Raw genomic sequence first — 15,089 nt, forward strand, 5'->3', positions numbered from 1 at the left:
TATATCACCTTTGAAGTGCGAGTCATACCGCTTCTGACATTCGGGAGAAACGGATGCGTTTAAATGTAAGATGGAATTATAACCGTAAAATTAAATATTCGTTCTTGACCCTAACGTAACGTTACCGTTTATGCTTGAAAAGCAGGGAGGGAAGCACGATGCAAGTGAAGGAAGTAGCTGATTTAGTTGGTATTAGTATCCGTACGCTGCACCATTATGACGCTATTGGTTTGCTCAAACCGCAGCATACAACAAGGGCCGGTTACCGGATTTATACAGATAGTGAGCTGGAACGGCTGCAGCAAATCCTGTTTTTCAAAGAGCTTGGATTTCCCTTGAAGAATATAAAGGAAATCTTAGATAATCCTTCCTTTGATCAAGTAGAAGCGTTAGAAAAGCATCGCGAACGATTGCTTGCTAAACGAAGACAAATCGATACGATGCTGGAAACAATTCAAAAAACGATAAGACATACGAAAGGGGAACTTACAATGAGTAATCAAGAACGTTTTGCAGGATTTGATTTTAGCAGCAACCCTTATGAACAAGAAGCTCGTGAACGTTGGGGAGATAAAGCTGTTGACAAAGCAAATGCCAACATAAACGAATTAAACAAAAGAGAGAACCTAGAACAAACCATCAACGCTTTGTACCACAGGCTTGCAGCCATTCGTAAAGAGGATCCAGCTTCAGAAATAGCGCAAAAGCGAATTGGTGAGTGGTTCCATTTATTGAATGAAATAGGCACTTATTCATTAGACGCTTTTAAAGGACTAGGGCAAATGTATGTAGAAGACGACCGTTTCAGGAAAAACATTGATCAATTTGGTGAAGGACTAGCGAGCTTTATGCGAGACGCAATGGTGATTTATGCAGATAGTAAATAAGGGGAACAGGAAAAGCATCTTTACCTGCGTACAGCCCAATCGACTTTGTTCGTGAAGCGAGCAACTTTCTATGGAGTTCGAGTGACATTTCCTAGTAATACGAGCAACTTTCTTGGCACTCTGAGTGGCTTATTTAATGATACAAGCAACTCCCTTTAGCTCAGAAAAACGAGACTTGGATAAAAGTATTTTTATCCAAGTAAAATCTGAACTATGTAGCTATTATAGATGATGCAATTAATCTGCTCTAGAAATATATTTTGCTTTTTGCGTGCAACCGGTCAGCCTCTTTAGACCCGCGCACTATGTGGTCTCACCGATGCCTTTTCTCCAAAGCATTGTCTACGTATATTTCTGAAGCTAAATTAGTACTTCATTCGCCTTTTGAGTTAATAATCTGTACAGCAATAAGTCTAAGTGGAAGTTAATAGCACCTAAATCCCCGCCCTTCAGAGTCCTTTAAGTTATACGATTACGGTACTAATAATCAGCGGGGGTTTTCATTTATCCCCCACTGAATGAAAATTTATTTTATAATTTTGCAACTGCTTCGTTAATATTTTTCGCCTTGGTAATGGCAGAGATAATAGCCACACCCTCAGCTCCTGACTCCAAAACCGATGCTGCATTTTCTGTAGAGATTCCGCCAATACCAACGATTGGCATGTTTGGATAAAGCTGTTTTACTTGTTTAATCCAATCTGTACCAACTGCAGCTTTTGCATCCTCTTTGGTGGTTGTGGCAAAAATAGGACCGACACCAAGATAGTCAACATGATCAAGCGGGCTTGATTGCAATTCTTGCATGTTGGATATAGAAAGACCGATCCATTTATTGGGGAAACGTTGTCGCAATTCTAAAGCATTTACATCATCCTGACCGACATGGATTCCGTCCGCATCTAAAACTTGTGTTAACTCCACATCATCATTAACAAAAAATGGGATGTCATATTGCTTGCAAATATTTCGTAATTCTTTTCCTAATATATATTTTTGAAACCCCGATAGAGATCCTTGTCCTTTTTCGCGATACTGAAAAGCAGTAATACCTGCTTGAATTGCTTCTTCCAAAATTTGTTTTGGATCTCGGTCACAATTTTGACTACCCATAATGAAATATTTTCGTAAAGCTTGCTGTAAATTCAAAATGAATCAGCACCTTTCTTCAATTATTGCTATCCTATCTTCCTTTTTCAAATCTATACCACATCTAAGTTGTGTCAAACTTATTCATATAAGTGAAAAAATGGAAGTTAGAAAGGCTCCATCATCCATACTGATGAAGCCGGGAAAATAAAACCTTACACGTGGTACTACATACAATGAAGACTAAACGCCATTTAACTGATCCACACTGCGTGATAATGCATCAATAAACGCTGGTAGAAAACTGCCCGACCCATGGACGTGTCCTTGAGCTGCAGCATACTCCGCTGCTAACCCATAAAAATAGACAGCTGCAAATGCTTGATCCTCTATGGGTGCTTCTGTAGTTAAACAAGCGGTTAAGATAGAGCCTAATAAACATCCGGCCCCGGTGATTTTTTCCAGATAACGATGTCCAGTTGTATTCTGTATTACGTTACCTTCGTTGCAAATGAAGTCTGTTTCTCCTGTTACAACTGCTGTCGTTCGGTACATCTCGGATACTTTCGCTGCGATTTCTTTTCCATCTCCATCTCCAACAGATTCGACGCCTTTAACTTCCCAAGGAATATCGACAAGCTTCGCCATTTCTCCTGCATTCCCTTTAATGGCAGTGAATTGTACTTCTTGCAACAATTGTTTTACGACATCTTTGCGGAAAGACGTCGCTCCAATCCCAACAGGGTCCAGGACAACGGGGACGCCTTTTTTGTTGGCTGCTTTACCTGCAAGCTTCATTGCAGGAAGCTCCGTTAGTGTTGATGTTCCAATATTAATAAGCACTCCATCGGCGATGGATGCCATTTCGCCTGCTTCTTCTTCTGCTTTTGCCATGATTGGTGAACCACCAAAAGCTAATAAACCATTAGCGGTAAAGTTCATTACTACTTCATTCGTTAAATTATGAATAAGTGGATTCCTTGTTCTTACTTGTTGGATAACAGATTCGTTCATTGTTCCACCCTTTCTTCACGAATTCCCCAATGATTTGTGGGTCCATTTCCAGCCCCTAAAGGGAAAGAGTGTTTAATTGCTGCTGTTACAAATTGCTTCGCTTTATTGACGGCTTCGTATAAAGGGAACCCTTTGCTTAAATAGGCTGTAATGGCTGCCGAATATGTGCAACCAGTGCCATGTGTACTTGTCGTATCAAAGCGTTTGGAATGAAAGGTATGGATCGTATTTCCATCATACAAGTAATCAACCGCATCACCTTCTAGATGTCCGCCTTTCACTAGTGCAGCTCGAGCGCCGTGTTTTTCAACAATTTCGCTGGCAGCCGCTTTTAAATCGTTTATATCATGAATTTTTTGCCCAGTAATAAATTCTGCTTCTGGAATATTCGGTGTGACAACAGTAGCTAAAGGTAGAAGCTGTTCCTTTAAAAAATCCCTCGCCTCTTCCGCAATTAATGGATCGCCACTTGTAGCAACCATTACTGGATCCATCACGTAATAAGCGTCTGTCTTAGACAATTGTTCAACAATAACACGCATCATAGATTCATTGGCAATCATCCCTGTTTTTAGACTGTGTACGGGCATATCGGAAAAAACAGATTGCATTTGTTCTTTAATCATTTCAATTGGTATATGGTGGACATTTTGTACACCAGTGGTATTTTGGGCGACTACAGAAGTAATGACAGACATACCATAAACGGCAAGCTCTTGGAACGTTTTAAGATCTGCTTGAATACCTGCCCCTCCACTTGGGTCCGTTCCTGCAATCGTTAATGCACATGGGATTTGTTTCATTCTATTCGCTTCCCTTCCAGTTTTTATTCGTGATCCTTTTTTAAACTCTAAATTATAGAAAAGATACTCCCTATTGCGTAGTGTTCGATGCCTTAGCTTTCTTGTAAACGAACGATTGGATCAGTTTTAACACGTAAAACGACGAACCAACCAAGAAATGCACCAGAAATACTGCTTATTAAAAACGATGGCATAAAGAATAAAGCCCCTGCACTACTGGCCATAAATAGCTTGGCGACCGGTACTGCAAGAAGGGAGCCGATCATTCCGGTGCCGATGCTCTCACCAATTACCGCCCAGATCTTCTTCTTAAACGTGCGATAAAGAACACCGGCAAGCCAAGCTCCAACCATCGCTCCTGGAAATGCTAATATCGTTCCAAGTCCTAGCATATTTCGTAATACCCCGATCATGAAAGCTACTACTACTGCCGGACCAGGGCCTAATGTAATAGCTGCTATCACATTAACGGCATGTTGGACAGGGTATGCTTTGGCAAACCCAGCTGGGAACCAAAGAAATTGCGCTCCCAGTGTTCCAATGGCAACAAAGACAGCCATTAGTGTTAATACATATGTTTTTTTCATAGCATCACCTTACTTTTCGTATTCTTCTGTATAAGACGTTATCTTGGCAGAGGGAAAATTGCTTTGAAAGATAGGCAGAGAAGAAGTGTTTTCCATTTAAATTTTTTGGCGGTTAGTAATTTAATCGTCATCACAAAGAGAGAAATTAAATAGATACGAAGTGAAAGGGAAGATTGATGGATATACTTCGGAAACTATTATTTCATGCTTCACATGTTTTGTGTCGAAAACGATTGTCGGTCCTAACCATATAGAACAAAGGCACAAGCGCCCGTTTAGCAACGTAGTGAATGGACGAATCAACGAAAGATAAAGTGAACCTTCCATCAGCGGGTTTTCTTCATCCCCGCTGATTGTTAGTACCACCAGGGTATGACCTAAAGGCCCTTGAACGAATCAGGGATTTAGGTGCTGTTACCTCCCGCTTCGTCTTGTTCAGCTCATATCTTACATTCTTGAAGTGGGAGTCTACAACGCCTTTTTACGGGATAAAGGAATCATGCCACTAAAAACAGGGGTATGCCGACGCCTGAGCGGCAAGCCCGTTTTTAGTCGGCCATCCTCTTTGTAACGAACCAATGATGACTTATCGTAGGGCGCATTTCTAAGTTCACATAGTTGCTGGGCGCTGGAGCCGGGACGTGACTATCGGTTATTTCCTTTTCCACTAGCACCTAATTTTATTCTTTTAAAAAAAGTCAGATCCATATTGGACCTGACTTGGAAGGTTTTAGATAGAAAAATCTCTCTACTACTTCCCTCCGCTGGTCTTAACCAGATCAGGTCAATAAGAGTCAGAAGCTATTTGCTTCTTCTCAGCCCCCTCTATAGGGCCCCCCTAGTAGTTCTTTAAATATATATGCAATTCTACCTAGCAATGCTAGTAAGTTAAGGATAACAAATCAACACTTGTTTGTCATGGAAAATGCTAGTGTGTTAACTTATTTAAAATGAACTAAGGGATAGGGTGAAGATGAAATAATTAAAATAAGCTAAGGTAATAGTTTTCTACATTGCAGGAAATCTGTATAAAGAAAGATTAATAATTTTAAGCGGACATGAATAATAATAACATTACAAGATGGCTCTAAAATCTTATACATTTTAAAGCCAAAATAAAGATTCATATCTTGGATTTAAAACTACAGGACTTAAGTCTTCATCTTATGATAAAAATATGTTTAATGAAAAAGAGGTGATAATAACGATGCTCGAAGTCATACTGGAATTACAGGATTTGCATACGCACTTTTTTACGGATAAGGGGGAAATCCCCGCGGTAGATGGGGTTAGCTTATCCGTTCATAAAGGCGAGGTGGTTGGAATTGTTGGTGAATCGGGATGTGGAAAAAGCGTAACCTCCTTATCAGTAATGCAATTAATCCCCAGTCCGCCTGGAAAAATAGTAAGTGGCAAAATTAAATTTAAAGGTGAAGAAATTGTATCCGCTTCCAATAAAAGGATGAAGCAAATACGTGGTAATGAGATTGCTATGATCTTTCAGGAGCCAATGACTTCGTTAGACCCTTTGTTTACTATAGGCAATCAGATTATGGAAGGGATACAATTGCACGAAAAAATAAGCAAACAAGACGCTCGAAACAGAGCTATGGCATTATTACGACTGGTAGGTATCCCAAGAGCAAATGAGATTGTGGATAGTTACCCTCATCAACTGTCAGGCGGAATGAGGCAACGTGTAATGATTGCCATGTCCATGGCCTGTAACCCAGATTTGTTAATTGCAGATGAACCTACAACAGCACTCGATGTTACCATTCAAGCACAAATATTAGATCTTATGCGCCAGTTAAATAAAGAAAAGCAGACAGCGATCTTATTAATCACTCATGATTTAGGCATCGTGGCAGAAATATGCGATCGAGTTGTTGTCATGTATGCGGGGCAAGTAATTGAAGAAGGGACGACGAGAGAGATATTAAAATATCCAAATCATCCCTATACGAAAGGTCTAATTCGATCACTGCCAACTATGAATAAAAAAGAGCAACGTCTTTACTCCATTCCAGGGACGGTACCAAAGCCAAAAATGGGAAGAGTAGGCTGTCGTTTTGCACCACGCTGTGACCTTGCGTTTGAACGTTGTTTTCAAGAGACTCCTCCATTGTTTGAGTTAGGGAAAATTCGTAAAAGCAGGTGCTTTCTAAATGAACAAACGGAAGGAGGAAGAGCAGAAAATGACAAAACCACTGCTGGAAGTTAAAGGGCTGAAAAAATATTTTGAGATAAGAGGAGGGGTGTTTGGTCGAAAAACTGGGGAAATAAAAGCCGTCGATGACGTCTCTTTTACAGTAAGAGAAGGAGAAATACTAGGCATTGTCGGAGAATCAGGCTGTGGGAAGTCAACGACTGGAAAATCGATTTTGCGCTTAATTGAACCTTCGGCTGGGGAAGTGACATTTGCAGGTAGAAAGATTACTCATTTGGATTCAGAAGAGCTGCGCAAACTACGTAAGGATATGCAGATTATTTTTCAGGATCCGTACGCTTCTTTAAATCCGCGACACACTGTTGAAAAAATAATTGGCGAACCTCTGCTTGTCCATGGGACGATATCTGCGGAAGAACGAAAAAAGCGAGTGAAAGAATTATTGAAAGTAGTCGGACTTAGCAGCTATCATGCTTCAAGATACCCGCACCAGTTTAGTGGCGGACAACGCCAGCGAATCGGAATTGCCCGAGCACTAGCGAACCATCCCAAATTAATTATCTGCGATGAACCAGTATCAGCATTAGATGTTTCCGTTCAGTCACAAATTCTAAATTTGATGCAAAAGTTGCGCGAAGAATTTCAGTTAACTTATGTGTTTATCGCTCACGATCTAAGCGTTGTAAAACATATAAGTGATCGGGTAGGCGTTATGTACTTGGGAGGCTTGATGGAATTAGCGGACAAGGACAAGTTGTATGAAGGTCCCAAACATCCATATACACAAGCGTTATTGTCAGCAGTACCAACACCGGACCCTGACGATGTTAGAGAACGAATTATTTTAAAAGGCGATGTACCAAGTCCAGCTAACCCTCCGACAGGGTGTGTGTTTCATACAAGATGTCCACAAGCAATGGACATTTGTAAAACAGTAAAACCAGCGTTTGAAGAGGTGGAAGATAACCATTTTGTCGCATGTCATTTGTTCATTATGTAAGGTGCTGTAGGATACCACTTCCAAAGTTGAGGTGAATGCAAACAAATCTAAGGCACCTAAATGCCAAATTAGTTCGGAGGCCTTTAGGTCATATCCACGCGGTACTAACAATCAGGGGGATGAAGATACCCCCGCTGATTGAAGATTTACTTTATAGATTTGATGAACCAGTATCAAATATATTCAGTTTTAAAGGGGGAAGAATGATGAAGGGAAAATACGCATTTTGGTCCATCCTAATGCTTTTATTCATTTTATTATTAGCAGCCTGCAGTGGGGATGGGGGAGCAGATCCCAGTGCTTCAGAAGAAGGGAACGAAGCTGGGAACGAAGAGGGTACAAGTGAGCAAAAAGGTTCAAATGCTGCTGGAGACCAGGTGTTAGTTTATGCACGCGGTGGTGATTCTGTCAGCTTGGACTTTGCTAGTATTTCCGACGGAGAATCTTCTCGGGTTACGAAAAACATTTTTGAAAGCTTACTGGACTATGATAAAGAATCTTTTGAAGTAGTCCCCGGTTTATCACACGACTGGGAAGTATCAGATGATGGTTTAAGTTATACCTTTTTCTTAGAAGAAGACGTCACCTTTCATGATGGCACACCTTTTAACGCCGAAGCTGTAAAAATCAATTTCGAACGCTGGGCAGATCCGAAACATAAATACGCGTTTACCGATCAAGGGTATGCATATCCGTTGTATGGAACGATGTTCGGCGGCTATAAAGGTGATGACACACACAATATTAAAGAAATAAATGTGATTAATGATTATGAAATTGAATTTGTTTTAAAAGCACCCCAAGGACCATTCCTGCAAAATATGGCCATGCATTATTTTGCGATGACCTCTCCTGCGGCTTTAGAAAAATATGGTCCGGATATTGGAGAAAACCCTGTAGGGACAGGTCCATTTAAATTTGTCAGCTGGAGTAAAAATGATCAAATTATTTTAGAAAAATTTGCAGATTACCGCAAAGAAGGGCTACCAAAGTTAGATCAAGTTATCTTTGAAGTTATTCCAGAGAATTCAGCACGATTAATCGCCTTACGTTCTGGAGAAGTGGATATTATTGATGGGATTAACCCAGATGATGCTGCCGGGATTGAGTCAGAAGAAGGGCTCGAGTTATACGTTCGAGGAGAAAATAATGTAGGATTTTTAGGTATGAATGTGGAAAAGGAGCCATTAAATGACAAATTAGTTCGTCAGGCCATCAATTATGCTGTTGATACAGAAGCCATTGTCGAAGCGTTGTATGCTGATTATGCAACAACAGCAATTAATTTAATTCCACCGAACTACTTTGGTTACAATGAAGAAATAAAAGCCTACGGGTATGATGTGGAGCGTGCGCAAGAATTATTAGCTGAAGCAGGATATGATAACGGGTTTGAGTTGGATCTTTGGGTCATGCCTGTGTCCAGACCATACATGCCAGACCCTGAAACGGTAGCCGAAATCGTCCAAAGCAATTTGGAGGAAGTAGGTATCACAACAAACATTGTACGAGAAGAATGGGCGCCTTATCTAGAAAAAACCGGTAAAGGGGAACATGAGCTATACTTGCTCGGTTGGTCTGGATCTAATGGGGACCCAGATTACTTCTTTGATAGCTTATTGCATGGAGATAGTATTGGCGGGGAAAACCGTTCGTTTTATAAAAACAACGAGGTGGATGAATTAATTGATCAAGCTGGAGCTGAAATTGATCAAGACCAACGTGCAGAATTGTATAAGCAAGTGCAAGCGATCCTTCATGAAGAAGCTCCAGGAGTAAACATTGTACATTCAACACCTCTTGCTGCAGCTAAAAGTGAAGTGAAAAACTTCATTCCACATCCGTCTACAAGTGATCCATTGGAAGAAGTTGAGATTGCAACGGAATAAAGCTTAAATGGATATCTTCTAGAACCAAAATAGAGTATCGTTTCGCCATCTTTGGATGGTAATTGGAAATAGCTGATCGTTTGAAAACGCTTGTGTTTGCTGCTGAATTTTTCCTTGTCCGATAAAACTTTTATATATCAGAATTTTGTTGAAAGTTAGGGTGGAGAGGTTTGGCAGCGAACTGTATCGAACAAAATAGGGGGTAACTATTATAAAATACGACACGGTTATTTTAATATACATTTTGCTTACCCTCCCTATTTTGTTGAGTTAGATCGAAATAAGATTGGGGTGAAAAGGTGACTGCATATATCATACGCCGCTTGTTGCATCTGATTCCGGTATTAATTGGAATGACATTAATTACTTTTTCGATTGTGCATTTAATACCAGGCAATCCCGCGCAAACCATCCTAGGAGAAGCAGCTACACAAGAAGCTGTTAAAAATCTCGAAGAAAGTATGGGATTAAATGAACCATATATAAAGCAATATGGGATTTATGTAACTGATTTATTGAAAGGCGATTTAGGAACGTCGTTACGAACAAAAGCTGCTATTACAAAAGAAATTTGGCCACATATTGCAGCTACGTTTGAATTAACTTTTTTTGCAATGCTATTTGCTATATTTATTGGTGTTAACGCTGGCATCATTAGTGCTTGGAAACAAAATTCCTGGTTTGATTTCTTAGCTATGCTATTCGCGCTTGTAGGAGTATCCATACCTGTTTTTTGGTTAGCTTTAATGGAACAATGGGTATTTGCTCAAGAGCTTGGATGGTTTCCTGCTTATGGAAGGGAAAATAGCCGCGATCCAATTGCAGCCATTACACAATTTTATGTGCTTGATGCATTGATTCATTTGGATTTTCCAAGAGTCTTCACTATTTTAAAGCATCTTCTATTACCTAGTATTGCACTCGGGACAATTCCGATGGCCATTATTGCAAGAATGACTCGTTCCAGTATGTTGGAGGTAATGCAGTCTGATTATATTCGAACCGTTCGAGCTAAAGGTGGAGGACAATTTCTGGTTATTTATAAACATGCTTTAAAAAATGCGACCATACCTGTCCTGACTGTAATCGGTTTGCAAACAGGTGTACTGTTAGGTGGGGCGATACTAACAGAGACGATCTTCAGTTGGCCAGGAATTGGCAGGTATGTATTTGAAGCAATTAATTATCGAGATTACCCAGTGATTCAATCAGGTATTTTAGTGATTGCGTTTCTCTTTGTCATGATTAATTTAATTGTCGATATTTTATATACGTATATTGATCCAAGGATTAAATATTAGGGGGTGATGGAATGAGTGCGGAAAAAAATAACAAGCAAGGACAGCAACTGCCGTTAACCAACCCTGCAACTCTGGATTCGCATATCGATGAGGATGACATCGAAGAAACGTCTCCATGGAAAGATACATGTAAACACTTGCAGAAAAATCGCTTTGCTATTACTGGATTTTTAATTATCCTATTTTTTGTTTTATTCGGTCTCTTAGCGCCTTTATTGACATCCTATTCTTATCAAGGACAAGACTTAGCCAATCGCTTACAACCACCGTCACCGGAGCACTGGTTTGGCACAGATGATGTGGGGAGAGATATTTTTACTCGTATCGCCTATGGTGCAAGAGTTTCTTTGCAAGTTGGTTTTTTTGCCGTCACAGGGGCGCTTGTATTTGGTACGTTACTAGGAATGATTGCCGGCTATTTTGGTCGGTGGATAGATACCATTATATCGAGAATTTTTGATATATTATTAGCATTCCCGAGTATTTTGTTGGCGATTGCGGTTGTTGCCATTTTAGGAGCTTCCTTGCAAAATGCATTAATAGCGATTGCCATTATTAATATACCAATCTTTGGAAGGATCGTTCGGTCGAAGGTTATTAGTTTGCGGGAAGAAGAATTTATCATGGCCGCCAGAGCTCAAGGAATGAAAAACGGTCGCATCATCTTCCATCATATTTTGCCTAATAGTGCCGCACCAATTATTGTACAAGCTACACTAGGGTTTGGGACAGCCATATTAGACGCAGCCGCACTGGGGTTTTTAGGGTTGGGTGCACAACCCCCAACACCTGAATGGGGAGCCATGCTGGCAGGTTCGCGTGATTTTATCCAACTAGCCCCTTGGACACTCATTTTTCCTGGTATTTCGATCATGCTAGTTGTTTTAGGCTTTAACCTTATTGGTGACGGATTGCGAGATGCTTTAGATCCTAAAATGAAAAATTAAAGGATAGTTTTTAATGAGGCGGACTCAGAATAGGATATATCCGCACATTTTGAGTCTGTCTTTTTAGTGTGTGAAAAAAGCTGATAATCCAAAGCGAATTAATTAGCTTCTGATTCCATTAATTGGCTATAGCTTGCAGATCAGCTGTTGAAAAAGTCACTCGTGGCAAATATCACCACTCGTTTAAATCAGAGAAGTCGCTCAAAAAGCTGAAAATCGCTCACAAAGGTTGAAGGGATCGCTCGTGACAGCCGGAAAAGTCGCTCGTATCATTAGAAAAATGTCTCTTGGCTTCTGTACCATTAATGATGACATCAAATGTTTACTATTGTATGATCATACGTAGGATGTTTATCCTGATAAGCCTATTGGAGTGAAAAAGATGACACAAATAACGATACTAGTAGCTGATGATGAAAAGGAAATTGCTGATTTAATTTCCATTCATTTGAAAAATGAAGGATATAATGTAATTACGGCAGCGGATGGAGCGGAAGCTTTGCAGCTTGTTCAAGAGCAAGTTGTCCACTTAGTGGTTTTAGATATTATGATGCCAAAGATGGATGGGTATGAAGTGACGCAAAGGATACGGGAAGATTATCAAATGCCAATTATTTTTGTAAGTGCAAAAACATCTGACTTTGATAAAGTGAAAGGGCTAGTTATTGGGGCTGATGATTATATGACAAAACCGTTTACGCCAATGGAATTAGTAGCCCGTGTTAATGCACAATTAAGACGGTTTACGGTGTTAAATGGGAAGAAAGAGGGCAAAAATAACGTTCTTGAATATGGTGAACTATGCATAGATAAGGATCGACGGAGCGTAACCTTATATGAAGAAGAAATTGATCTGACTCCGAAAGAGTTCGATATTTTATTCCTGTTGGCAAGTCACCCGAAGAAAGTGTTTGATGTGGAGACCATTTTTCAGCAGGTATGGGGAGAACTGTACTATGAAGGTGCGAATACTGTCATGGTACATATACGGACATTAAGGAAGAAGCTCAAGGATAAATGGATTAAAACGGTCTGGGGAGTGGGGTACAGCTTCCATGGGTAATAGGATAAAAAATTTTCGTACAAAGATGGTTATGCTGTTTGGATTAAGTATGCTGTTTGCTGGTGTTGTAACATTTTCCATTTTTTTAGGGTTGCGTTTTTATTATCACAACTATGTACAAGTAGGGGAACCTTTAGCTAATATTCGCAGCATGATAGCAACAGTGGGTGATTTCAACTTTTTTATCCTTCTATTTATTCCGCTTTCCATTATGTTTTTCTATTTGTTAACGAAGCGGTACTCCCTCTATTTTAAAGAAATTTCACAAGGAATTCATCAACTCGCGAATGGTAATTTTACACATCATGTGCAAATTGACACGAAAGATGAATTTCATGATATAGCTGAAGATATTAATGCAGCGGCGGATAAGTTGCAGCAGGCAATTGAACGTGGTGAATTTGCTGAAAGTAGCAAAGATCAATTAATTGTCAATTTAGCTCATGACTTACGAACGCCCCTAACATCTGTCCTCGGTTATTTGGATGTAGTACTTAAAGATGAGCACTTAACTGATGAACAAAAGCGACATTACTTATCCATTTCATATAAAAAATCACAGCGCTTAGAAGCTCTAATTAATGAGTTATTTGATATAACAAAAATGAACTATGGCATGCTGCAATTGGATAAGACGGAGATTAATCTTGGAGAGTTGCTCCAGCAATTGAATGAAGAATTTTATCCGATGCTTGAAAAAAATCATATCCGAACCCGGTTAGATATTCAATCCAGCTTAATGATTACTGCTGACGGTGAAAAGCTTGCTAGAGTATTTGAGAATTTGCTTACAAATGCTATTCGTTACGGTGCTGACGGAAAATTTATTGATATAAAAGCTTTTCAAGATACAAATGACATCGTTGTACAAGTTATTAATTATGGAGATAGCATTCCCGATGATGTCTTACCGAATATTTTTGAGATGTTTTTTAAACAGGATCAGTCGAGAACATATAAAGCAGGTAGCACAGGACTAGGATTATTTATTGCTAAAAATATTGTCGAACAGCATGGTGGAAGTATTGAGGCAGATAGCACAGTTATTCGAACTATATTTGAAGTTCGATTGCCAAAATAATGATATACTTCCTTATGAAAATTGGGGAGCCGGTTTAGGTTTGCTATCATGCAGACTCAGGTTGGTTCATCGGGGTAGTTCGAATGCTGCTTTAGCCTATAGCAATTGTTATGCTATAGGCTAAAGCAGCATTTGGAGCTTTAACGCGCAGTATTTTGATACGTCTGTTTAAGAAAAATTTAAGATTTACCATAGCAAAAATTTAAGTTTTCCTCTCTATCATTTAAAATGAAGGGGGGGAAAATGAAATGAAAAAAAGCAGATTGTTTTTATATATAATTATTATAGGTATTGTTGTTGCGATTATGTGGTATGACAAAAACAATAAATCCATTGTCTACATCGAACAAACACATGAAGAAGGTGAAGAACCATTACAGATAGATGTGGAAGACATTCACCGAGGGGAGCTATTATTAGTGAATGAAGAGCATGGGATAGAGAAAAGTGCCAAAACGGACATCGTAAATTTATTTGAAAATAAGCATTTAATAGGCGATTATGGGTTAATCGATAATAAAATAAAGCTATCGAAAGAAATTACCACTTATTTTAATGAGATGATAGAGGCAGCTAAAAAAGATGGTGTGAATAATTTTTTAATCAGCAGCGGTTATCGTGAGTTTCAAGAGCAAACGAAGCTGTATCAAGAAATGGGGAAGGACTATGCGTTGCCGGCAGGTTTCAGTGAGCATCAATTAGGCTTAGCACTTGATGTAGGTTCATCAGCAGGATCAATGGCAGAAGCAGAAGAAGGTGTGTGGATCGCAGAAAATGCATGGCAGTTTGGGTTTATTTTGCGCTACCCAGAGGAAAAGAAGGCGATTACAGGGATTGAATACGAGCCGTGGCATATTCGTTACGTAAGTAAACCACATAGTGCGATTATGTATGATAAAGACTTTGTTCTAGAGGAATACTTGGATTTCCTCAGGGAAAAAAAACAAATTTCTACGACAGTGGATGGGAAAAATTATCATATCCGTTACTACCCAGTATCCAAATCAATGACGGTGAATATACCAAAGAATCATAACTATACGATTTCCGGTGACAATGTAGGAGGTGTTATTGTCACTGTGTATGATTAAAGCACAAAACGAACGATCTCTGCTTTTTTTAGATAACTTCGTAATAAACATTTTAACTTGCTCCATTCATCGTGAAAATGCATTCATAATTACTTGGAACAATTTACAATAACTTAATGAAAAATATATAGAAACGTACTCTCCTCTATGTCATAGTATAACTATAC

The 15,089-nt window shown here is 39.4% G+C and carries 13 protein-coding genes and 1 riboswitch; of the genes, 9 read left to right on the forward strand and 4 right to left on the reverse strand.

The window, feature by feature from the left end; all coding sequences use genetic code 11:
* Positions 1-158 precede the first annotated feature (158 nt).
* Positions 159-887: a MerR family transcriptional regulator gene (locus BKP57_RS14160; RefSeq protein ID WP_072741784.1), complete on the forward strand. Its 729-nt coding sequence runs from the start codon at positions 159-161 to the stop codon at positions 885-887.
* Positions 888-1,418: 531 nt separating this feature from the next.
* On the opposite strand, the gene thiE is transcribed toward BKP57_RS14160, so the two are convergent.
* The 4 genes from thiE to thiW all read right to left on the reverse strand — a co-directional run bounded on the left by thiE (position 1,419) and on the right by thiW (position 4,380).
* Complete coding sequence (thiE, locus tag BKP57_RS14165; RefSeq protein ID WP_213397340.1) at positions 1,419-2,000, reverse strand: thiamine phosphate synthase; 582 nt, start codon at positions 1,998-2,000, stop codon at positions 1,419-1,421.
* Positions 2,001-2,219: 219 nt separating this feature from the next.
* Positions 2,220-2,990, reverse strand: a complete 771-nt coding sequence (gene thiM, locus BKP57_RS14170; protein WP_050351454.1) for a hydroxyethylthiazole kinase — start codon at positions 2,988-2,990, stop codon at positions 2,220-2,222.
* Positions 2,987-3,793, reverse strand: coding sequence for a bifunctional hydroxymethylpyrimidine kinase/phosphomethylpyrimidine kinase (gene thiD, locus BKP57_RS14175; RefSeq protein WP_050351453.1), 807 nt, complete (start codon positions 3,791-3,793; stop codon positions 2,987-2,989). The genes thiM and thiD overlap by 4 nt, the downstream gene beginning before the upstream one ends.
* A 92-nt stretch (positions 3,794-3,885) precedes the next feature.
* Positions 3,886-4,380 carry an energy coupling factor transporter S component ThiW gene (gene thiW / locus BKP57_RS14180; RefSeq protein ID WP_050351452.1) on the reverse strand — a complete coding sequence of 165 codons (495 nt, stop codon included), beginning with the start codon at positions 4,378-4,380 and terminating at the stop codon, positions 3,886-3,888.
* A gap of 739 nt (positions 4,381-5,119) precedes the next feature.
* Positions 5,120-5,230: riboswitch (TPP riboswitch) on the reverse strand.
* A 357-nt stretch (positions 5,231-5,587) separates the two neighbouring features.
* On the opposite strand from thiW, the gene BKP57_RS14185 reads away from it, so the two are divergent.
* The 8 genes from BKP57_RS14185 (at position 5,588) to BKP57_RS14225 (ending at position 14,922) form a co-directional block, all read left to right on the forward strand.
* Positions 5,588-6,604 carry an ABC transporter ATP-binding protein gene (locus BKP57_RS14185; RefSeq protein WP_050351451.1) on the forward strand — a complete coding sequence of 339 codons (1,017 nt, stop codon included), beginning with the start codon at positions 5,588-5,590 and terminating at the stop codon, positions 6,602-6,604.
* A complete protein-coding gene (locus BKP57_RS14190; RefSeq protein WP_072741785.1) occupies positions 6,579-7,550 on the forward strand; it encodes an ABC transporter ATP-binding protein in 972 nt (323 codons plus the stop codon). Before BKP57_RS14185 ends, BKP57_RS14190 begins: the two co-directional genes overlap by 26 nt.
* A gap of 206 nt (positions 7,551-7,756) precedes the next feature.
* A complete protein-coding gene (locus tag BKP57_RS14195; protein ID WP_198034995.1) occupies positions 7,757-9,439 on the forward strand; it encodes an ABC transporter substrate-binding protein in 1,683 nt (560 codons plus the stop codon).
* A 299-nt stretch (positions 9,440-9,738) separates the two neighbouring features.
* Positions 9,739-10,740: an ABC transporter permease gene (locus tag BKP57_RS14205; protein WP_050351447.1), complete on the forward strand. Its 1,002-nt coding sequence runs from the start codon at positions 9,739-9,741 to the stop codon at positions 10,738-10,740.
* A gap of 11 nt (positions 10,741-10,751) precedes the next feature.
* On the forward strand, positions 10,752-11,687 hold the full coding sequence (locus tag BKP57_RS14210; RefSeq protein ID WP_072741787.1) for an ABC transporter permease: 936 nt from the start codon (positions 10,752-10,754) through the stop codon (positions 11,685-11,687).
* A 382-nt stretch (positions 11,688-12,069) separates the two neighbouring features.
* Positions 12,070-12,750 carry a response regulator transcription factor gene (locus tag BKP57_RS14215; protein ID WP_072741788.1) on the forward strand — a complete coding sequence of 227 codons (681 nt, stop codon included), beginning with the start codon at positions 12,070-12,072 and terminating at the stop codon, positions 12,748-12,750.
* Positions 12,743-13,831 (forward strand): sensor histidine kinase, encoded by a 1,089-nt coding sequence (locus BKP57_RS14220; protein WP_050351444.1) that lies wholly within the window; start codon positions 12,743-12,745, stop codon positions 13,829-13,831. The genes BKP57_RS14215 and BKP57_RS14220 overlap by 8 nt, the downstream gene beginning before the upstream one ends.
* A 248-nt stretch (positions 13,832-14,079) precedes the next feature.
* Positions 14,080-14,922, forward strand: coding sequence for a M15 family metallopeptidase (locus tag BKP57_RS14225; protein ID WP_050351443.1), 843 nt, complete (start codon positions 14,080-14,082; stop codon positions 14,920-14,922).
* Positions 14,923-15,089 lie beyond the last annotated feature (167 nt).

The sequence above is a fragment of the Virgibacillus sp. 6R genome (assembly GCF_001895305.1).
Lineage (GTDB): Bacteria > Bacillota > Bacilli > Bacillales > Amphibacillaceae > Virgibacillus > Virgibacillus pantothenticus.

Excerpts from the sequence above, each read along its gene's own strand:
- BKP57_RS14185 (WP_050351451.1), top strand. The coding sequence starts at position 5,588 with ATGCTCGAAGTCATACTGGAATTACAGGATTTGCATACGCACTTTTTT.
- BKP57_RS14190 (WP_072741785.1), top strand. The coding sequence starts at position 6,579 with ATGACAAAACCACTGCTGGAAGTTAAAGGGCTGAAAAAATATTTTGAG.
- BKP57_RS14195 (WP_198034995.1), top strand. The coding sequence starts at position 7,757 with ATGAAGGGAAAATACGCATTTTGGTCCATCCTAATGCTTTTATTCATT.
- thiW (WP_050351452.1), bottom strand. The coding sequence starts at position 4,380 with ATGAAAAAAACATATGTATTAACACTAATGGCTGTCTTTGTTGCCATT.
- BKP57_RS14160 (WP_072741784.1), top strand. The coding sequence starts at position 159 with ATGCAAGTGAAGGAAGTAGCTGATTTAGTTGGTATTAGTATCCGTACG.
- thiE (WP_213397340.1), bottom strand. The coding sequence starts at position 2,000 with ATGGGTAGTCAAAATTGTGACCGAGATCCAAAACAAATTTTGGAAGAA.
- BKP57_RS14220 (WP_050351444.1), top strand. The coding sequence starts at position 12,743 with ATGGGTAATAGGATAAAAAATTTTCGTACAAAGATGGTTATGCTGTTT.
- BKP57_RS14215 (WP_072741788.1), top strand. The coding sequence starts at position 12,070 with ATGACACAAATAACGATACTAGTAGCTGATGATGAAAAGGAAATTGCT.
- BKP57_RS14210 (WP_072741787.1), top strand. The coding sequence starts at position 10,752 with ATGAGTGCGGAAAAAAATAACAAGCAAGGACAGCAACTGCCGTTAACC.
- thiM (WP_050351454.1), bottom strand. The coding sequence starts at position 2,990 with ATGAACGAATCTGTTATCCAACAAGTAAGAACAAGGAATCCACTTATT.
- BKP57_RS14225 (WP_050351443.1), top strand. The coding sequence starts at position 14,080 with ATGAAAAAAAGCAGATTGTTTTTATATATAATTATTATAGGTATTGTT.
- thiD (WP_050351453.1), bottom strand. The coding sequence starts at position 3,793 with ATGAAACAAATCCCATGTGCATTAACGATTGCAGGAACGGACCCAAGT.